The organism is Paracoccus haeundaensis, from assembly GCF_006239215.1.
Classification (GTDB): Bacteria; Pseudomonadota; Alphaproteobacteria; order Rhodobacterales; family Rhodobacteraceae; genus Paracoccus; species Paracoccus marcusii.
This window is the reverse complement of sequence record NZ_VDDC01000005.1, coordinates 58548-76799: the sequence shown is the minus strand read 5'-3', so window position 1 is coordinate 76799 and position 18252 is coordinate 58548. Positions and strand designations below refer to the sequence as shown.

16 protein-coding genes are annotated in these 18252 nt (G+C 68.4%); 2 read left to right on the top strand and 14 right to left on the bottom strand.

Annotated features, from left to right (window positions below):
- Positions 1-28: 28 nt before the first annotated feature.
- The 7 genes from FHD67_RS02320 to FHD67_RS02290 all read right to left on the bottom strand — a co-directional run bounded on the left by FHD67_RS02320 (position 29) and on the right by FHD67_RS02290 (position 7799).
- The gene (locus FHD67_RS02320; protein ID WP_139597700.1) at positions 29-376 is read right to left on the bottom strand and encodes a hypothetical protein; all 348 of its coding nucleotides are present in this window, start codon (positions 374-376) and stop codon (positions 29-31) included.
- Positions 373-675 carry a DUF2484 family protein gene (locus tag FHD67_RS02315; protein ID WP_064503538.1) on the bottom strand — a complete coding sequence of 101 codons (303 nt, stop codon included), beginning with the start codon at positions 673-675 and terminating at the stop codon, positions 373-375. The genes FHD67_RS02320 and FHD67_RS02315 overlap by 4 nt, the downstream gene beginning before the upstream one ends.
- Positions 672-2093 (bottom strand): UDP-N-acetylmuramate--L-alanine ligase, encoded by a 1422-nt coding sequence (gene murC, locus FHD67_RS02310; protein WP_045999519.1) that lies wholly within the window; start codon positions 2091-2093, stop codon positions 672-674. Before murC ends, FHD67_RS02315 begins: the two co-directional genes overlap by 4 nt.
- Complete coding sequence (locus FHD67_RS02305; protein ID WP_045999520.1) at positions 2090-3175, bottom strand: UDP-N-acetylglucosamine--N-acetylmuramyl-(pentapeptide) pyrophosphoryl-undecaprenol N-acetylglucosamine transferase; 1086 nt, start codon at positions 3173-3175, stop codon at positions 2090-2092. The genes murC and FHD67_RS02305 overlap by 4 nt, the downstream gene beginning before the upstream one ends.
- On the bottom strand, positions 3175-4338 hold the full coding sequence (ftsW, locus tag FHD67_RS02300; protein WP_045981139.1) for a putative lipid II flippase FtsW: 1164 nt from the start codon (positions 4336-4338) through the stop codon (positions 3175-3177). Before ftsW ends, FHD67_RS02305 begins: the two co-directional genes overlap by 1 nt.
- Before the next feature lie 206 nt (positions 4339-4544).
- Positions 4545-5288, bottom strand: a complete 744-nt coding sequence (locus tag FHD67_RS02295; protein WP_045999521.1) for a cytochrome c biogenesis CcdA family protein — start codon at positions 5286-5288, stop codon at positions 4545-4547.
- Positions 5289-5402: 114 nt separating this feature from the next.
- Complete coding sequence (locus tag FHD67_RS02290; protein WP_139597699.1) at positions 5403-7799, bottom strand: Rne/Rng family ribonuclease; 2397 nt, start codon at positions 7797-7799, stop codon at positions 5403-5405.
- Between the two features lie 532 nt (positions 7800-8331).
- Between FHD67_RS02290 and FHD67_RS02285 the strand changes: the two genes are divergently transcribed.
- Complete coding sequence (locus FHD67_RS02285) at positions 8332-9216, top strand: alpha/beta fold hydrolase (protein ID WP_176695029.1); 885 nt, start codon at positions 8332-8334, stop codon at positions 9214-9216.
- Here the strand turns inward: FHD67_RS02285 and FHD67_RS02280 are convergent.
- Genes FHD67_RS02280 through FHD67_RS02270 form a run of 3 tightly spaced genes read right to left on the bottom strand, consistent with a single transcriptional unit; the run spans position 9213 to position 11767 of the window.
- Complete coding sequence (locus FHD67_RS02280; RefSeq protein ID WP_045981135.1) at positions 9213-9818, bottom strand: inner membrane-spanning protein YciB; 606 nt, start codon at positions 9816-9818, stop codon at positions 9213-9215. The genes FHD67_RS02285 and FHD67_RS02280 overlap by 4 nt on opposite strands.
- A gap of 26 nt (positions 9819-9844) precedes the next feature.
- A complete protein-coding gene (locus FHD67_RS02275) occupies positions 9845-10744 on the bottom strand; it encodes a DMT family transporter (RefSeq protein ID WP_139597697.1) in 900 nt (299 codons plus the stop codon).
- 45 nt (positions 10745-10789) lie between these two features.
- Complete coding sequence (locus tag FHD67_RS02270; protein WP_139597696.1) at positions 10790-11767, bottom strand: DUF1223 domain-containing protein; 978 nt, start codon at positions 11765-11767, stop codon at positions 10790-10792.
- A gap of 234 nt (positions 11768-12001) precedes the next feature.
- On the opposite strand from FHD67_RS02270, the gene acnA reads away from it, so the two are divergent.
- Complete coding sequence (gene acnA / locus FHD67_RS02265) at positions 12002-14782, top strand: aconitate hydratase AcnA (RefSeq protein ID WP_045999526.1); 2781 nt, start codon at positions 12002-12004, stop codon at positions 14780-14782.
- 156 nt (positions 14783-14938) lie between these two features.
- Here the strand turns inward: acnA and ggt are convergent, their stop codons facing one another.
- The 4 genes from ggt to FHD67_RS02245 form a co-directional block, all read right to left on the bottom strand.
- Positions 14939-16744, bottom strand: coding sequence for a gamma-glutamyltransferase (gene ggt / locus FHD67_RS02260; protein WP_139597695.1), 1806 nt, complete (start codon positions 16742-16744; stop codon positions 14939-14941).
- A 69-nt stretch (positions 16745-16813) separates the two neighbouring features.
- Positions 16814-17356 (bottom strand): DsbE family thiol:disulfide interchange protein, encoded by a 543-nt coding sequence (locus FHD67_RS02255; RefSeq protein ID WP_232303264.1) that lies wholly within the window; start codon positions 17354-17356, stop codon positions 16814-16816.
- Entirely contained in the window at positions 17349-17492 is a 144-nt protein-coding gene (ccmD, locus tag FHD67_RS02250) for a heme exporter protein CcmD (protein ID WP_045981131.1), read from the bottom strand. Before ccmD ends, FHD67_RS02255 begins: the two co-directional genes overlap by 8 nt.
- Positions 17489-18214, bottom strand: a complete 726-nt coding sequence (locus FHD67_RS02245; RefSeq protein ID WP_045981130.1) for a heme ABC transporter permease — start codon at positions 18212-18214, stop codon at positions 17489-17491. The genes ccmD and FHD67_RS02245 overlap by 4 nt, the downstream gene beginning before the upstream one ends.
- Between the last annotated feature and the right edge of the window lie 38 nt (positions 18215-18252).

Here is an 18252-nt window from a genome sequence, read left to right as displayed (position 1 = left end):
AGCGGCGCCCCGTCCGTCAACCGCGGGACTAGAGGACCAGCGTCGCCGCGGCGGCCAGACCCGCGACCAGCATCGACGCCAGCGCCAGGACGATCTGGGGGCTGCGCCACGCCAGGCGGTGGCCGCGGATCCGCGCCAGTGCCAGCCCGGTCAGCATGCCCAGCAGTGCGGGCAGGACGGTAAAGCTTTGCGCGACGACGGCCGCCAGGTCGTGAAAGCCCCCCTGCCCCTGCGCCGCCCGAAACAGCTGCAGCGCGATGGCCGCCAATAGCACCGCCAGGATCAACAGCGGCCAGCGCAGCTGCAGCCGCGCGCTGCCCCAGGCGATGACGCCCGCGCCCGACAGGCACAGGCCCGCGATGATCCAGGGGTTCATCGCTGTCCTTCGGCGGTGTTCATCGGGGCTGGCGTGGGCAGCCGCGCCGCGCGGCGCCGCGCGGTCGGACGGCCCAGCAGCATCAGCAGACCCAGTCCAAAGCCCAGAACGCCCAGGCCCGGTCCCCATTCCAGCGTCAGCCAGCCCAGAACCGGGACGCCTGCCAGCACCAGGACCCAACTGGCGCGTCGCTGCCAGCGGCGGTTCAGGCGCGGGGTCAGGCAGGCCAGCGTCAGCCAGACCGCCGCCCCCGCCAGCGCCAGCAGCGGCAGGATCGCAAGATCGGGCGTGGCCGTCACGCGGCCTGGCCCTGCAACCGCGCGGGCAGCCCGTTGGCCCAGGTCGAGATCGTGCCCGCCCCCAGGCAGACAACCATGTCACCGGGCCGCGCCTGTTCGCGGACCAGTCGCTCCAGGTCGTCCTCGGACAGGATGGCGCGGGCGTGGCGGTGGCCGTGGGCGATCAGCCCCGCCACCAGGTCGTCGCGCGAAGCGCCGGGAATGGGCTCTTCTCCGGCGGAATAGACGTCGGCGATGGCGACCACGTCGGCCTCGTTGAAGCAGGTGCAGAAATCCTCGAACAGGTTCGACAAGCGCGAATAGCGGTGCGGCTGGTGAACCGCGATCACGCGGCCAGTGCTGGCCTGGCGCGCGGCCTTAAGGACGGCGGCGATCTCCACCGGGTGGTGGCCGTAATCGTCGATGATGGTCACGCCGTTGATCTCTCCGACGCGGGTAAAGCGGCGGCCGACGCCGCCGAACTTCGCCAGCGCGGTGCGGATCTCGGATTTCTTGATGCCCAGGTGGCGTGCGACGGCCACGGCCGCCAGGCAGTTCGAGACGTTGTGGTCGCCCGGCATGGGCAGGGTGCAGCCCTCGATCATCGGGATCGGACCGTCGGTCGCCTCGCCCTGCAGGGCAATGTCGAAATGCGCGATGCCCTTGTCATAGGTCAGGTTCATCGCCCGCACGTCGGCCTGCGCGTTGAAGCCGAAGGTCACCACGCGGCGGTCGGTCAACCGGCCCACCAGCGCCTGCACCTCGGGATGGTCGGTGCAGCAGACGGCCAGGCCGTAGAACGGCACCGATGACGCGAAGTTGGTGAAGGCCTGGCGCAGCGCATCGAAGCTGCCCCAATGCTCCATGTGTTCGGGGTCGATATTGGTGACGATCGCGATGTCGGCGGGCAGGCGGTTGAAGCTGCCGTCGGATTCGTCGGCCTCGACCACCATCCACTCGCCCGCACCGGCCCGCGCGTTCGAGCCATAGGCGTGGATCACGCCGCCGTTGATGACCGTGGGGTCCAGCCCGCCCGCATCCAGCAGCGTCGCGACCATCGTGGTAGTCGTCGTCTTGCCATGCGTGCCGGCGATGGCGATGTTCGATTTCAGCCGCATCAGTTCGGCCAGCATCTCGGCCCGGCGCACGATGGGCAGGCCGCGCAGGCGGGCCTCCTCCAACTCGGGGTTGCCCTTCTTGATTGCGGTCGAGATGACGATGACGCCTGCGCCCGCCACGTTCTCGGCGCGCTGGCCCTCGAAGACGGTGGCGCCCAGGGTCTCCAGCCGGTCGGTGATCTTGGATTTCTTGGAATCGCTGCCCTGGACACGATAGCCCAGGGTCAGCAGCACCTCGGCGATGCCCGACATGCCGATGCCGCCGATGCCCACGAAATGGATGGGGCCCAGCTCTCCGGGCAGTTTTGTCGCTGCGTTCATCGCGTGATCTCCTCGACGAGGTCGTACAGGCGGCGCGCCGCGTCGGGGCGCGCCAGGGTCAGGGCCGCCTGCGCCATGGCCGTGGCCTGGGCGGGGTCCGTCAGGATCGCGCGGATGTCGCGCGTGAGGCTGTCCGCGTCAAGCACGGATTCGGGATGGACATGCGCCGCGCCCGCATCGGCCAGCGCCTGCGCATTCGCGGTCTGGTGATCGCCGGTGGCGGCGGCAAAGGGGATCAGGATCGCCGGGCGGCCGATCACGGTGATGTCGGCCAGCGACGATGCGCCCGACCGGCTGATCACCAGATGCGCGGCCGCGATGCGGTCCGGCACGTCGGTGAAGAAGGGCTGAACCTCGGCCGCGATGCCGGCTGCGGCATAAGCGGCCGTGACCTGATCGGCATCCTCGGGGCGGGCCTGGTGGCTGACCTGCAGACGGGCGCGCAGGTCCGCAGGCAGGCCGGCGATGGCGGCGGGCACGACCTGCGACAGGACGCGCGCCCCTTGGCTGCCGCCGATGACGAGCAGGTTCAGCGCCCCCTCGCCCGGCGCGACATAGGGGCTGGCGGCCCGGTCCAGGACCGCGCCGCGGACCGGGTTGCCGACGTGCTGACCCGAAATGCCCTGCGGCAGGATCGTGGGCCAGGTGCCGCAGGCCACGCGGTGCACGCGCGCCGCGAACATCCGGTTCACCCGACCCATGACGCCGTTCTGTTCGTGGATCATCCGCGGCAGGCCCATCAGATGCGCCGCCGACAGCGCCGGGATGGTCGGATAGCCGCCGAACCCGATCACAACCGCCGGGCGGTCGCGCCGGAAGGCCCGGCGAGCGGCCAGCACCCCGGCGGCGATCTTGAACGGTGCCGCCAGCTTGCCCGACAGCCCGCCGCGCGCGGTGGTCGCGGATTTCACGACCTGGCGCTCGACCGCCTCGGGGAAGCCGCCGGCATAGCGCGCACCGCGGTCATCGGTGGACAGCTTGACGCGCCAGCCCTGTGCCAGCAGCAGCTCTGCCAGGGCCTGGGCCGGAAACATGTGGCCGCCGGTACCTCCGGCGGCGATCAGGGCAAGGGGGGCGGCCATCAGCGGGACCGGCGCAGGATTTCGGCGAACTCGCCCTGTGGACGGGTGCGGGTCAGCGCCAGCAGCATGCCAAGCGCAATGCCGGACGCGATCATGGACGAGCCGCCATAGCTAACGAAGGGCAGCGTCATGCCCTTGGCGGGCAGCAGGCGCACCGCGACGCCCATGTTGATCAGCGCCTGCACGCCGAAGGCGCAGGCCAGGCCCGTGCCGGCGATGCGGGCGAACGGATCGCGTTCCCGCACCAGCCGCAGCAGCGAGCGCATGACGATGGTCATGTAAAGCAGGATGATCGCCAGGACCATGATGAAGCCGTATTCCTCGGCCGCGACGGCGATGATGAAGTCGGTATGCGCATCGGGCAGCGACCATTTCACCGTCCCCTCGCCCACGCCGACGCCGAAGAAGCGGCCCTCCTGGATGGCGTTCGTGGCAAAGTAGATCTGGGTGTTCGCGTCGATTTCCGATGACAGGAAGCTGTTGATCCGGCGGGCAAAGTGTTCGGACGCGTTATAGGCGAACAGACCGCCCATCCCGGCCAGTCCCGCGACGCAGACGATCAGGATGACCGGCGATCCGGCGACGAAATACATCACCAGCCACGAGAACAGCACCAGCGATGCCTGGCCGAAGTCGGGCTGCAAGGCCAGCAGGATGACGATCGTCATCGCGGCGCCGAAGGAGTAGATCCGCCCCGGAGGGCCGCCCGGTTCCTGCGCCGAGGCCATGAACCAAGCGCAAAGCGCCACGAAGCCCGGCTTGAGGAATTCCGACGGCTGCACCGACACGAAGCCAAGCGACAGCCACCGCGTCGCACCCTTTCCGAAGTCGGTGCCGATGATCGGCAGGGCCAGGATCAGCATGAAGGACACGGCAAAGCCCAGAACACCGATGCGGCGGATCTGGCGCGGGGTCAGCATCGAGATGACCAGCATCACGAACAGGCCCATTCCCCCAAACACCATCTGCCGCTGGACATAGTAGAACCGCGGCAGGTTGTTCTTTTCTGCTAGGGGCACCGATGCGGCCAGCCCCAGCAGAAGACCGATGGCGAACAGGCCAAGGACGCAGGTCAACGACCATTTGTCCAGGGTTCGCCACCAGCGTGGAAGAATCGGGTCGCCCGCCCGAACGGGCGTCGTGCCGAAGACCATCTCGGTCATGGGAATACCGCCGTCACTGCCTCTGTCCTGTCCGGTTTGCCCGGATCTGGGCACAAGGATAGCGCGATTGTCGCAGGCGCGCTACCAGAGATTGTCCGCGGGGCGGGGCGCGCGCCGCAACGTGATCGCGCAACGGGGCCGGAGCCCGCAAGCGGCCTCCGGCGCGCTGCCGCCCGGCCCAGTGCCGGCTGCGCCGGCCGTGCGGTTCAGCCCAGGGTGGCCAGGGCGGGGAACGTCTCCAGCAGCCAGAAGCTGAAGGCAGAGAAGGCGCCGGTCAGCAGCATGACACCCACGACGACCAGAAGCGCGCCCATGACGCGTTCGATGGTCTTGAGGTACGGCTTGATGCGGTTCATCAAGCCGATGGCCCGGTTGATGAAGATCGCCGCCAGCAGGAACGGGATCCCCAGCCCAAGGGCATAGACCGCCAGCAGTGCGGTTCCGCGGGACAGTTCGCCCCCGGTGGCCGCCAGCGACAGGATCATGCCCAGTTGCGGGCCGATGCAGGGCGTCCAGCCAAAGGCGAAGGCCAGCCCCAGCACATAGGCGCCCAACGCGCCGCCGCCCTGCTGGCCCGATTGCAGCCGGGCCTCGTGGTCCAGAAGGGGGATGCGGATGACGTGCAGGAAATGCAGGCCCATCACCACCACCATGACACCGGCGACGCGGGCCAGGATGTCCTGATACTGCAGAAAGGCGCGTCCGAAGGCCGACGCGGCGAAGCCCATCACCAGAAAGACCGTCGACAGGCCCAGCACGAAGAACAGCGCGGGCACGACGGCGCTGCGTTCGCGGGTCTTCAGCCCGTTCACCCCCACCCCGGTCATGTAGGCCAGATAGGGCGGCACGATCGGCAGCACGCAGGGCGACAGGAAGGACAGGACACCCGCCAGCAACGCCACGAAGGCGGCAGGCAGGAAGGCGGCGGTGGCGAGTTCGATTCCCAACATCGCGACACCTTAGCGGGTGGGGATGCAAAGGACAGGGGCCATAGCGTCACGGATGCGTGGGCCGGATGGCAAAAGGGGCGCGGTGTTGCCACCGCGCCCCTGGTTCAGCGAACCTTACCGGCCCGACCACCATCCGCGCCGCTTGGAGGGCGCGGCCTCGGCGACGGGTTCGGGCTGAGCCTCGGCCTGCGGTTCGGGCTCCGCGGGTGCCGCATCGACCGGGGCCGCGGCGGTCTCGACCAGCGCCTCGGCCACCGCTTCGGCGGCGACGGGGGCGGCGTTCAGGCCGGGCAGCGCATCGGCGCGGGCATCCTGGCTGTCCTGCAGATCAACGACCTCGGCCAGGGGCTGCGCATCGACCGGCTTTCTGGACCGCGACCGGCCGCGCGAACGCGTCCGGGTGCGACCGGCAGGTGCCTCCTCCTCGGCCTGGGGCGCATCGGCCTCGGGCTGATCATGGGCAGCTGCGGCAACCGGTTCGGCGGCGGCGGGGGCTGCTACGTCCTCGTCGGACTGGTCCTCGCCCTCGTCGTCCTGATCGTCATCGGCGCGCTGATCCTCGCCCTCGGGACGCTCGCCGGATTTCCGACGACGACGACGACGGCGGCGACGCGACCGACCCTCGCCATCCGCGTCCGCATCGGCGGGACGCTCGGCGCGCGGCTCGGCGGCGGGTTCGGACGCCTCGACGACCTCGGCCACCGGCTCCTCCTGCGGCTCGACGACGTCCAGGTCCTCCTCCTCGTCGATGCTGGCCATCAGGTCGGCATTGACGCCCAGGGGAACGTGGCTGGGCTCGGGCAGCACGCGGGTCGCGGTCTTGAACTTCTCGATCGCGAAGTCCGGGGACACCAGTGCTGGGTCCGCCTCGACGCGCACGGACAGGCCGTAACGCGCCTCGATGCCCGCGACATGCTCGCGCTTGGCGTTCATCAGGAAGTTGGCGACGGCGACGGGCGCCTTGACCAGAACCTCGCGCGAACGCTTGCGGGTGCCCTCGTCCTCGATCGCGCGCAGGATGGTCAGCGCCAGGCTGTCATCGCTGCGGATCAGGCCGGTGCCGTGGCAATGCGCACAGGGCTGCGTGGTCGATTCCAGCATGCCGGGGCGCAGGCGCTGGCGCGACATCTCCATCAGGCCGAACCCCGAGATGCGGCCGATCTGGATGCGGGCGCGGTCGGATTTCAGCTTGTCCTTGATGCGCTTTTCCACGGCGGCGTTGTTGCGACGCTCGTCCATGTCGATGAAGTCGATGACGATCAGCCCGGCCAGGTCGCGCAGGCGCAGCTGGCGGGCGACCTCGTCTGCGGCCTCAAGGTTGGTCTTGAGCGCGGTCTCCTCGATCGAGCCCTCCTTGGTGGCCCGTCCCGAGTTCACGTCGATGGCGACCAGCGCCTCGGTGATGCCGATGACGATGTAGCCGCCCGATTTCAGCTGCACGACCGGGTTGAACATGCCCGCCAAATAGCTTTCGACCTGGAAGCGCGCGAACAGCGGCATCTGGTCCTGGTAATGCTTCACGCTGTCGGCATGCGTCGGCATGATCATCTGCATGAAATCGCGCGCCTGCTGATAGCCGCGCTCGCCCTCGACCAGCACCTCGTCGATGTCCTTGGAATACAGGTCGCGGATGTTGCGCTTGATCAGGTCGCCTTCCTCATAGATGGCGGCCGGTGCGATCGACTTGAAGGTCAGGTCGCGGATCTGCTCCCACAGGCGCAGCAGGTATTCGTAATCGCGGCGGATCTCCATCCGGGTGCGCTCGCTGCCCGCGGTGCGGATGATCAGGCCGGCGCCCTTGGGCACATCAAGTTCGCCCGCGATGTCCTTGAGTTTCTTGCGATCCGCGGCATTGGTGATCTTGCGGCTGATGCCGCCGCCACGCGCGGTGTTGGGCATCAGGACGCAGTAGCGGCCCGGCAGCGACAGATAGGTGGTCAGCGCGGCACCCTTGTTGCCACGCTCCTCCTTGACGACCTGCACCAGCATGATCTGGCGGACCTTGACGACCTCCTGGATCTTGTAGCGGCGCGCACGCGGCTTTCGGGGCGCGCGGACCTCCTCGGTCACGTCCTCGTCGGCGACCGATTCGATCTCGTCGTCCTTGTCGGTCGCGTCCTGGCCCGCGTCGTCGGTCGTCGTCTCGTCCGAGGCATCGACCGCCTCGGCGCGGGGCTTGCGGCGCGAACGGCCACGCTCCTCCTCGGCCTCTTGGGCCTCGGCATCGGCGCGTTCCTCGGCCTTCAGCGCCTCGCGGTCGGCCGCGGGGATCTGGTAATAGTCCGGATGGATTTCCGCAAAGGCCAGGAAGCCGTGGCGGTTCCCACCGTAATCCACGAAGGCCGCCTGCAGCGAGGGCTCGACCCGCGTGATCTTGGCCAGGTAGATGTTCCCGGCGATCTGGCGCCGGTTGGCCGTCTCGAAATCAAATTCCTCGACTTTGGTTCCATCGACCACGACCACCCGAGTTTCCTCGGCATGGGTGGCGTCGATCAGCATTTTCATTGCCATTGTTATGTCTTTCGCGCAGCCGAAGACCGGGCGGCGCCATCGGCATCCCCCGGTTCGGTCTGCGGTGTGATGAGGACACGGGCGCGTCACCGTCGAAGACGTCCGGTCGGACGGGGCATCCTGCCCGCCCGTCCCGAAGTCTGCCGTCCAAAGCGCGCGTCATCGCGTCTGTTCCCTAGGATGGCCCGATGCCGCAAGGCGGGGCCGCTGTTCATCTGACCTCCTGCGCCGCCCCGCAATGCGGTGGCGCGACGGAGGCTTGGTTTTCCGCGGGACACATGGCTGCCCGGTATCGGGATCAGAGGTGCCGCGCTGCGAAACTTTCGGCGCGTGGCAACCCCCGGTTGCGGGCAGCCCTGCGCATGGGGCCAACATAGCGGTGGAACCCATCAAAATTCAATGCCGAAAACGATCCGGGCCCGGCATGGGCGAATTTGCGGCAGCCGCGCAACGTCACGCAGCATTAACAGATTTTTCACGCGCCCGTCGCAGCCTGTCCCTAGTCCGGGATCGACCGGGAACGGAGGCCGCGATGCCCGTGATGCGGATGGATGCCGACCAGCCTGTGCCCCCTGCCCTGCGGGACGCCGCGCGCCGCCTGCCCGCGGGGGCGCCGGTCCTGGTGATGCTGCACGGCTATCGCTATTCCCCGGCCCATCCGGCGTATGACCCGCATCGCCACATCCTGTCGCCCCAGGCCGGTCCCGGCGGCATCTCGTGGCCGCAGCAGCTGGGCTTTCAGGGCGATCCGTCCGAAGGCCTGGCCCTGGCCTGCGGGTGGGAGGCACGGGGCAGACTGCGCCATGCCTATGACCGCGCCGCCGGGGCCGGGGCGGACCTGGGCGCGATGATCGACGATCTGGCGACGCTTGCGGGGCGGCCCGTCGGGCTGATCGGGCATTCGCTTGGCGGCCGCGTGGCGCTGCAGGCGCTGGCCCATGCCGCGCCCGGCCGCATCGGCCGGATCGTCCTGCTGAACGCCGCCGAATTCCAGGACGCCGCCCAATCGGCGCTGGACAGTCCGGCGGGCCGCATGGCCGAGGTGCTGAACGTCACCGCCCGCGAAAACGACCTGTTCGATTTCGCGTTGGAACAACTGCTGTCGCGCGGGCGCAGGCGGGCGCTTGGCGCAGGACTGGCGCAGGCCCGCGCCAACTGGGTCGACCTGCAGATCGACGATGCCGCCACCCTCGAGGCGCTTGAGACCTTGGGCTTTCCCACCGCCCGTGGAGCCCGGCTTATGTCGCATTGGACGCCCTATCGGCGCCAGGGACTGTTCGCCTTCTACCGTGCGGCGCTGTGCCACCCCTGGGCCCTGCCCCTTGGGCTGCTACGCCATCACCTGCCGGTGCGGCCACAGCCGCGCTGGTCGCGGCTGCGGGCGGGGCCGGTGTCCCTGGGCGGAATGCGGGCCTAGGGCTGGGCATCGTCCTTGGCGGGCAAGGCATGATCGCGATACAGTTTCGCATTGCCCAGCAGGAACGCGAACAGCAGCACCGGCAGGCCGAAGGTCTTGAACCAGACCCAGGTGCTGTCCGACAGGTTGCGCCAGACCAGTTCGTTCGCGATGGCCAGCGCCACGAAGAACAGCGCCATGCGCAGCGTCAGCTTGCGCCAGCCTTCCGCGTCCATCGGCAGCGCCTCGGACAGGACGGCGCCCAGCCAGTTGCGGCGCAGCATCAGGCCGACGCCCAGGATGGCCGCGAACAGCAGATAGATGATCGTGGGCTTCAGCTTGAAAAAGCGCGGATCGTTCAGCCAGACCGACAGCCCGCCAAAGACGATGACCAGCACCAGCGTGGCCACCTGCATCGGTGCCAGCTTGCCGGTGATGCGCCACTGGATCGCGGTCGTCAGCATCAGCGCGGGAATGAAGGCCAGCGTAGCCAGGATGAACCCGCCATAGCTTTCCCCCGCGATGGTCACGGTGTCGTTGCGATACAGCATGAACACCGCAAAGAACAGGATCAGGGGGCCGAACTCCAGCGCCGGCTTGACCCAGGGTTTCGTGTTTTCCATCCCGACTGCCTTCCTGTGGCCGCCCGTCAGGCGGCGAATTCCACGATGACCGCGCCAAGCGCGATCAGCGCCATCAGCGCGACGCGCCGCGGCCCCACCTTTTCGCCCAGGATGACCCAGCCCACAAGGGCGGCGAACACGGTCGAGGTCTCTCTCAGCACCGCGGCGCGACCCACGTCGTCGATGCGCGTGGCCAGCATCACCGACCCGAAGCTGGCGAATGCCACCACGGCGCCGATCATGCCGCGCGCGGCCAGCGGCACGACCTCGGCCCGCGGCAGGGCGGCCAGCCGGCGCCAGCTCAGCAGCGGCATGAACAGGCCGTCCAGCACGAAGAACCATGCCAGAAACGTGAACGGGTTCGCCGCCAGCCGGATGCCCCAGGCGTCATAGGTCGTATAGGCCGCGACCGTCGCCCCGGTGATCAGCGCCCAGGCCAGCGCCGGGACCAGCGTGTCGCGACCGACCTTCAGCTTGCGCAGGCTGTTCAGCGCCAACCCGAAGATGCCGCCGACCAGCAGGCCCAGCCCCACCCACTGCACCGCGTTGAAGCGTTCGTCGAAGACGATCATCGCGACCAGGACGACGACCAGCGGCGCGGACCCGCGCACCACGGGATAGACGACCGTGAAGGCCCCCCGCTGATAGGTCTTGGCCTGCGCGATCTTGTAGGCGATATGGATGCCCATCGCGCCCGCCAGCACCGGCCACAGGTGCGGATCGGGCCACGGCACCAGGAACAGCGCGACCGGAAGGGCCAGCACCAGATAGGACAGGTCGATCGCGGCGAGGCTGATCCAGGGATCGTGCCGCCCCTTCTGCAGTGCGCCGAAGACCGCGTGCAGGAAGGCCGCCGTGATCGCCAGGATCGATGCAAGCCGCGCACCCTGTTCGGTCCCGGCGATCTGGATGATGAAATCGCCCATGCCGCCTGATGGCCCCGATTTGCAGGATGTGCAAGACGCGACGGGTCAGTCCAGCCGGATCGCCGCCACGATCGGTCCCGGCAGGGCACGCTTGCCCATCATCTGCTGGACCAGCAGGGCGTGGCGCGTGTCGTCGGGAAAGGATGCATCGCCGACCAGGTCCGCGCGCACCGTCAGGCGCAATGGCTGCAGCCCGTCCCACCGCGTCAGATGCTGCATCCCCAGGACCACGTTGGTATAGATGACGGTCTTGCCGCGGTTTTCTCCGGCGGTCATGTCGACGGGGCGTTCGGGGGCATAGCGAACCAGCAGCACGTCGACCTTGCCGCCCAGATCGGACAGGGGCTGCAGCTCGATCGTCTCTCCGGCGTCGGTGCGCTCTCGCTGGATGGTGACCTCGGCGGGGGCAAAGCGGTGGGCGTCGATCAGGCCCATCAGCTGCGCGGGCCCCGGCGCGACCGCCGTGTCCTGTCCGTCCACGATCATCTGCGGCGTATAGACGGACCGTTCGCCCACCGCATGGGCATAGGCGCTTTGGCGTTCGGTGAATTCGGGCCGGGCAAAGCTGTCGGCCCAGCCCAGATAGTCCCAGTAGTCGACATGGAAGGACAGCGGCAGCACGTCGTGCTGTCCCGCCAGCATGGTCAGCATCGCATCGGCCGGCGGACAGGACGAACAGCCCTGAGAGGTAAACAGCTCGACCACGACCGGCAGGTTCGCCGAGGGCAGGTCCGCCGTCACCGGCGGCGCGGCCTCGGCCGGGACGAAACCGTTCACGCCACCCGATTCCGTCAGCGACATCGTCGAGGGGCTCTGCCGGCCCGGATCGTCGGGCGCCAGGATCAGCGGCGCCTCCGGGCGGTTCATCTGGCTGGGCGCGGGGCTTGGCGCGCTGCGCTGCGTGATGTCGGCATGGCCGCCATCCTGCGCCAGCGCCGGCGCCGCGGCCAGCATCGCCACCAGCATCATGGCCCCGCCCATCCCGCGGCAGGGCCGCAACGCAGATCGGGGCCACAGGGCCATAAGATGTTTCCCGTCATGTTTCACATCCAGCGTGTTAACGGGTGGCGCGGTGAAACACCAAATCAAGGCTTCGTCAGCGCGTGCGACGGACCGATGCGTGCCTCTTGAGCAACAGCGCGAAAGATGGTATGCAATCGCATACAATTCGCGACGCAACCCTTGCGCGATGCCCCCCGATGGGGCAAAGCAAGGCACACGCCGGACCCATCCATTCTTGCAGACAGGGAGGCCTTGATGCCCATCCAGACCGGAACCGACACCGCCAAGACGCGCCGCACGCTGAGCGCGGGCGCGCAGAGCGTCGACTATTACTCGATCGCCGCCGCCACCGAGGCGGGGCTTGGCGACTTTTCGAAACTGCCGGCCGCACTGAAGGTCGTGTTGGAGAACATGCTGCGCTTTGAGGATGACGGCCGCACCGTGTCCGTCGACGACGTCAAGGCATTCGCGCAATGGGCCACCGACGGCGGCAAGTCCAGCCGCGAGATCGCCTATCGCCCGGCCCGCGTGCTGATGCAGGACTTCACCGGCGTTCCGGCGGTGGTCGATCTGGCCGCGATGCGCGACGGCATCAAGGCGCTTGGCGGCGACCCGCAGCAGATCAACCCGCTGAACCCGGTCGACCTGGTCATCGACCACTCGGTCATGATCGACGAATTCGGCACCCCCCGCGCCTTCCAGCGCAACGTCGAACTGGAATACGAGCGCAACATGGAGCGTTACACGTTCCTGAAATGGGGCCAGAAGGCGTTCAACAACTTCCGCGTGGTCCCGCCCGGCACCGGCATCTGCCACCAGGTGAACCTGGAATACCTGGCCCAGACCGTCTGGACCGACACGGACCAGAACGGCAAGACCGTCGCCTATCCCGACACGCTGGTCGGCACCGACAGCCACACCACCATGGTCAACGGCCTGGCCGTCCTGGGCTGGGGCGTGGGCGGGATCGAGGCCGAGGCCGCGATGCTGGGCCAGCCGATCTCGATGCTGATCCCCGAGGTCGTGGGCTTCAAGGTCACCGGCGCGCTGCGCGAGGGCGTCACCGCCACCGACCTGGTGCTGAAGGTCACCCAGATGCTGCGCGCCCACGGCGTCGTCGGCAAGTTCGTCGAGTTCTACGGCGAGGGGCTGGACCACATGCCGCTGGCCGACCGTGCGACCATCGCCAACATGGCCCCCGAATACGGCGCCACCTGTGGCTTCTTCCCGATCGACGACGAGACGCTGCGCTATCTGCGCCAGACCGGCCGCGAGGAGGACCGCATCGCCCTGGTCGAGGCCTATGCCAAGGAGAACGGATTCTGGCGCACGGCGGATTATGCGCCCGTCTACTCCTCGACGCTGGAGCTGGACCAGAGCACGGTCGTCCCGGCGATCTCGGGGCCCAAGCGCCCGCAGGACCACGTCCCCCTGACCGAGGCCGCGACCGCCTTCGGCGAATACATCCGCGGCATCCGCCCGGCACCGTCCGTCCCGGCCGAGGAGAAGGCCGAGATGACCGAGGAAGCCGGATCCCCCGATCCCGCGCCCGAGGAAATCCCCGGCGGCAGCCACGGCCACCTGAACAGCGGTGCCGTCGAGGGCGAGGACTATACCCTGCGTGACGGTTCGGTCGTGATCGCCTCGATCACCTCCTGCACCAACACCTCGAACCCATATGTGCTGATGGCCGCGGGCCTGGTCGCCCGCAAGGCGCGCGCCCTGGGCCTGACCCGCAAGCCCTGGGTCAAGACCTCGCTGGCACCCGGCTCGCAGGTGGTCGAGGAATACCTCAAGGCCGCGAACCTGCAGGAAGACCTGGACGCCCTGGGCTTCAACCTGGTGGGCTTCGGCTGCACCACCTGCATCGGCAACTCGGGCCCGCTGCAGCCCGAGATCTCGAAGGCCGTGAACGACAACGACCTGGTCGCCGTGTCGGTCCTGTCGGGCAACCGCAACTTCGAAGGGCGCATCAGCCCGGACGTCCGTGCGAACTATCTGGCCAGCCCCCCGCTGGTCGTGGCCTATGCCATCGCGGGCGACATGAACATCGACGTGACCAAGGACCCGCTGGCGCACACGCCGGACGGCAAGCCGGTCTACCTGAAGGACATCTGGCCCACCTCCAAGGAGGTTGCGGACCTGGTCGACACCATCGTCACCCGCGAGATGTTCCAGGCGAAATACGCCGACGTCTTCAAGGGCGACGAGCGCTGGCAGGGCGTCGAGATCACCGACAGCGAGACCTATGACTGGCCGGCCTCGTCGACCTACATCCAAAACCCGCCCTATTTCCAGGGCATGTCCAAGGATGCGGGCACGATCAGCGACGTCAAGGGCGCCCGCGTCCTGGCGCTGCTGGGCGACATGATCACGACCGACCACATCAGCCCCGCAGGTTCGTTCAAGCCCACCACCCCGGCGGGCAAGTACCTGACGGAGCGCCAGGTCTCGCCGCGCGATTTCAACAGCTACGGCTCGCGCCGCGGCAACCACGAGATCATGATGCGCGGCACCTTCGCCAACATCCGCATCCGCAACGAGATGCTGGACGGGGTCGAGGGCGGCTACTCCAAGGACGCGTCGGGCAACCAGGCTGCGATCTATGACGCCGCGATGTCCTATGTCGAACAGGACACCCCTCTGGTGATCTTCGGCGGCAAGGAATACGGCGCGGGTTCGTCGCGTGACTGGGCGGCCAAGGGCACCAACCTGCTGGGCGTCAAGGCCGTGGTCGCGGAATCCTTCGAGCGGATCCACCGGTCGAACCTGGTCGGCATGGGCGTCATCCCGTTCGAGTTCACCAACGGCGACACCCGCCATTCGCTGAACCTGACCGGCGACGAGGTCGTGACGATCGAGGGGCTGGCCGGCGACTTCAAGCCGCTGTCGATGGTACCCTGCACGATCAAATACGCCGACGGCACCGAAAAGACGATCCAGCTGAAGGCCCGCGTCGATACCGAGGTCGAGATCGACTATCTGAAGAACGGTGGCGTGCTGCACTATGTGCTGCGCAACCTCGCCGCCGCCTGATCGGCCCGCGCTGCGAAAAGGAAACCCCCGGCACCGCGCCGGGGGTTTTTTCATGACCAAGGCCAAGATGGGCGCCGACCACGGCGGGGCGGGCATCTTTGTTGCCGAAAACCCCCGCGAGGACCGACGCGCGGACAGCCCCCCGCCCGACGCGGATCAGCCGCCGATGGCGACACCCTCGCGGCGCGGGTCGGCGCCGCCCTGCAACCCGTCGGGGGTGACCACGATCCCCTGCAGGCCCGACGTCAGCTCGGTCTCGTTCAGCTCGAACCCCATCGCGGTCAGCCCGTCGGTCAAGGCCGCGGGCAGCCCCGCCTCGACGTCCATCGGGCCGAAACGGTTCACCAGGTTCGGCCCGGCCACGGCGGCCTGGATGTCCAGGCCCCAGTCCAGATGCGCCACGATGGCCCGCGCGACATAGCCGATGATCCGGCTGCCGCCCGGCGATCCGATCACCATCACCGGGGCGTCGTCCTTCAGCACGATGGTCGGCGCCATCGACGACCGCGGCCGCTTGCCCGGCGCGATGGCGTTGGCGATGGGCCAGCCGTCGGCGTCATGCGTCTCGAAGCTGAAATCGGTCAGCTCGTTGTTCAGCAGGAACCCCGCCGCCATCACCCGCGACCCGAAACCGTTCTCGATGGTGGTGGTCATCGACAGCGCATTCCCGTCGCCATCCACGATCGAGATATGGGTGGTCGAGGGCAGTTCCAGCGCGCTGTCCTGACCCCACAGGGCGGCATGGCTCCACCCCGGCTGGCCGGCGGTGACCTCGGGCAGGCTGTCGTCGCCCTGCAGCAGGGCTGCGCGTTCGTCCAGATAGGCCGGGTCGATCAACCCTTGGGTCGGCATCGCCACATGATCGGCATCCGCCATGAAGCGGCCCCGATCGGCGAAGGCCAGACGCGAGGCGTCGCCAATCAGGCGCCACGCCTCTGGACTTTCGGCGCCAAGCGAAGCCAGGTCATAGCCGCCCAGCATCCCCAGGATCTGCCCTACCGTCAGCCCCCCGGAGGACGGCGGCCCCATGCCGCAGACGTCGTGATCGCGATACGCGACGCAGACCGCCGGACGCTCCACGACGCGATAGGCCGACAGGTCGGACCGGGTCAGCAGGCCCGGATTGTCCTCGGCCCCGCGGACCGCCGCGACGATCTGGTCCGCGATGGGACCGTCATAGAAGGCATCCGCACCGTCGCGGGCCAGCGCCCGCAGCGTGTCGGCATAGGCGGTGTTGGTCAGCGTCGCCCCCTGCGCGACGGGTTGACCGCCGGGAAAGAAATAGTCCGTCGTCGCCGGATAGCGGGCCAGGGCATCGCCTTCGGACGCGACCAGCGAGGCCAGCCGCGGCGACACCGTGAACCCGTTCTGGGCCAGATCGATGCCGTCCTGGAACAGCCCGGCCCAGTTGGCGCGCCCCCATTTGCGATGTGCTGTCTCCAGCAGTCGCGGCGTGCCGGGGGTGCCGACGGACCGACCGCCCACCACCGCCTCCATGAAGTCCAGCGGCTGACCCTGGTCATCCTGGAACAGCGTGGGGGTCACGGCCATCGGCGCGGTCTCTCGGCCGTCCAGCGTGGTCACCTCGCCCGTGGCGGCGTCGTACCAGACAAGAAACGCCCCGCCGCCGAGGCCAGAGCTTTGCGGTTCCACCAGGCCAAGCACGACCTGGACCGCGACCATCGCGTCGGCCGCACTGCCGCCCTGTTCCAACACGCGGGCGCCGGCCTGCACGGCCAGCGGGTGGGCAGCGCTGATCATCCAGTCGGGGGCGGTAACCGGGCGACCCTCGGCCTTGGCGGCAAGCCCGTCGCGGGCGGCCTGCGTCAGATCACCAAAGCCTTCGGTCGCGACCTGCGTCCCCGACGCGGCCTCGGGCGCGATCGCGTCGGTCGCCTGCTGGGCCATGCCCCAGGTGGTGCTGCCCATCAGCAGCGCCAGTGCCAGACCTGTCCGTGTCATCTGTCGTCTCCCCTATTTGTGCGTGCCTTTGGGTCAGCATGTCGCGCAAGGGGACTGGGTGCAAGCGGCCTAGTCCTGGTCGGCCAGTGCGCGTTCCAGTTCCGGCAGGAATCGCGTCTGGTAATCGGCATCGACCAGCGGGCCAGCGAACCGGTACAGAACCGTCCCGTCGCCATCGACGATGAAAGTTTCCGGCGGCGCGGTCACGCCCCAGTCGATGGCTGCCCGTCCGCGCGGATCGGTCGCCAGCGCCGCGAAGGGGTCGCCGTCGGCTGACAGGAACTGCAGCGCGTTGGCCTCGACATCGCGCAGATCGACGCCATAGACGGGCAGCTGTTCGGACAGCGCCATCAGGGTCGGATGTTCGATCCGGCAGGGCGGGCACCAGCTTGCCCAGAAGTTCACCAGCTTGACCCCCGGCTCGCGCAGCATCGCGTCGGTCAGCTGGGTCTTGCCGGGCAGGGTCGTGGCCGGCACGGGCGGCGCCTGGCGCCCGATCATGGCCGACGGCACGCTGCCCGGATCGTCGCGGTTCATGCCCCACAGGAAGGTCGCGGCCAGCGCCGCGAAGGCCAGCGGGGGCAGCAGCATCAGCGGCGCGATCCTAGCCATTGCGCTCGAACTCCTGCAGGGCGCGGCGGGCGCGGGCATTGGCCGCGACGGTGTGCCAGACCAGCCCCGCGATCAGCACGATGCTGACCCCATAGGCGGCCAGCACGGTGCCGGCATACCGTCCAAGATCGATCATGCGCGCATCTCCCTGGCTTGCAGCGCGGCCAGGCGGCGCTTGCGGATTTCGGTTCTGGTGCGGATCAGGATCAGCGCCAGCGTCAGCAGGAAGAACCCCAGCATCGACAGGTACAGCGGGTGGCGATAGACCGCGGACATTCGCTCTCCGGGGGCGACGGACAGGCTGGCGCCCTGGTGCAGGCCCTGGTTCCAGAACAGCACGGCATAGCGCGACAGCAGCGCAAAGACCGACCCCACCAGGCACAGCACGCCCGTCAGGTCGGCGGCGCTGTCGGGATCCTCGACCGATGCCCAGAGCGCGATATAGCCGATGTAGAACAGGAACAGGATCAGGAACGAGGTCAGGCGCGGGTCCCATTCCCACCACGTCCCCCACATCGGCTGGCCCCAGATAGCCCCGGTCGCCAGCGCAATCAGCGTCATCACCGCCCCGATGGGGGCTGCGGCGCGGGCCGCCAAGGCGCTGACATGATGGCGGCGGATGATCCAGATCAGCGACGCGACCAGCATCATCACCCAGATGTTGATGGCCATCATCGCGGCGGGCACGTGCAGGAAGACGATCTTGACCGTCGATCCCTGCCGGAAATCTTCGGGCGTCAGGAACCCCCAGACCACCCCGCCCACGCAGCAGATCGCGGCGCTGCCGACCAGCCAGGGCAAGGCCCCTTCGGTGGTGCGCATGAACTTGGCGGGGTTTGCGTATTCCCAGATCGACATGTGTCCGTGTATTCCCTGTTTTCCCCGCGCCCTCAAGG

Coding starts and splice junctions, on each gene's coding strand:
- FHD67_RS02320 (WP_139597700.1), bottom strand. CDS start 376: ATGAACCCCTGGATCATCGCGGGCCTGTGCCTGTCGGGCGCGGGCGTC.
- murC (WP_045999519.1), bottom strand. CDS start 2,093: ATGAACGCAGCGACAAAACTGCCCGGAGAGCTGGGCCCCATCCATTTC.
- FHD67_RS02305 (WP_045999520.1), bottom strand. CDS start 3,175: ATGGCCGCCCCCCTTGCCCTGATCGCCGCCGGAGGTACCGGCGGCCAC.
- ftsW (WP_045981139.1), bottom strand. CDS start 4,338: ATGACCGAGATGGTCTTCGGCACGACGCCCGTTCGGGCGGGCGACCCG.
- FHD67_RS02295 (WP_045999521.1), bottom strand. CDS start 5,288: ATGTTGGGAATCGAACTCGCCACCGCCGCCTTCCTGCCTGCCGCCTTC.
- FHD67_RS02290 (WP_139597699.1), bottom strand. CDS start 7,799: ATGGCAATGAAAATGCTGATCGACGCCACCCATGCCGAGGAAACTCGG.
- FHD67_RS02285 (WP_176695029.1), top strand. CDS start 8,332: ATGCCCGTGATGCGGATGGATGCCGACCAGCCTGTGCCCCCTGCCCTG.
- FHD67_RS02280 (WP_045981135.1), bottom strand. CDS start 9,818: ATGGAAAACACGAAACCCTGGGTCAAGCCGGCGCTGGAGTTCGGCCCC.
- FHD67_RS02275 (WP_139597697.1), bottom strand. CDS start 10,744: ATGGGCGATTTCATCATCCAGATCGCCGGGACCGAACAGGGTGCGCGG.
- FHD67_RS02270 (WP_139597696.1), bottom strand. CDS start 11,767: ATGGCCCTGTGGCCCCGATCTGCGTTGCGGCCCTGCCGCGGGATGGGC.
- acnA (WP_045999526.1), top strand. CDS start 12,002: ATGCCCATCCAGACCGGAACCGACACCGCCAAGACGCGCCGCACGCTG.
- ggt (WP_139597695.1), bottom strand. CDS start 16,744: ATGACACGGACAGGTCTGGCACTGGCGCTGCTGATGGGCAGCACCACC.
- FHD67_RS02255 (WP_232303264.1), bottom strand. CDS start 17,356: ATGGCTAGGATCGCGCCGCTGATGCTGCTGCCCCCGCTGGCCTTCGCG.
- ccmD (WP_045981131.1), bottom strand. CDS start 17,492: ATGATCGATCTTGGACGGTATGCCGGCACCGTGCTGGCCGCCTATGGG.
- FHD67_RS02245 (WP_045981130.1), bottom strand. CDS start 18,214: ATGTCGATCTGGGAATACGCAAACCCCGCCAAGTTCATGCGCACCACC.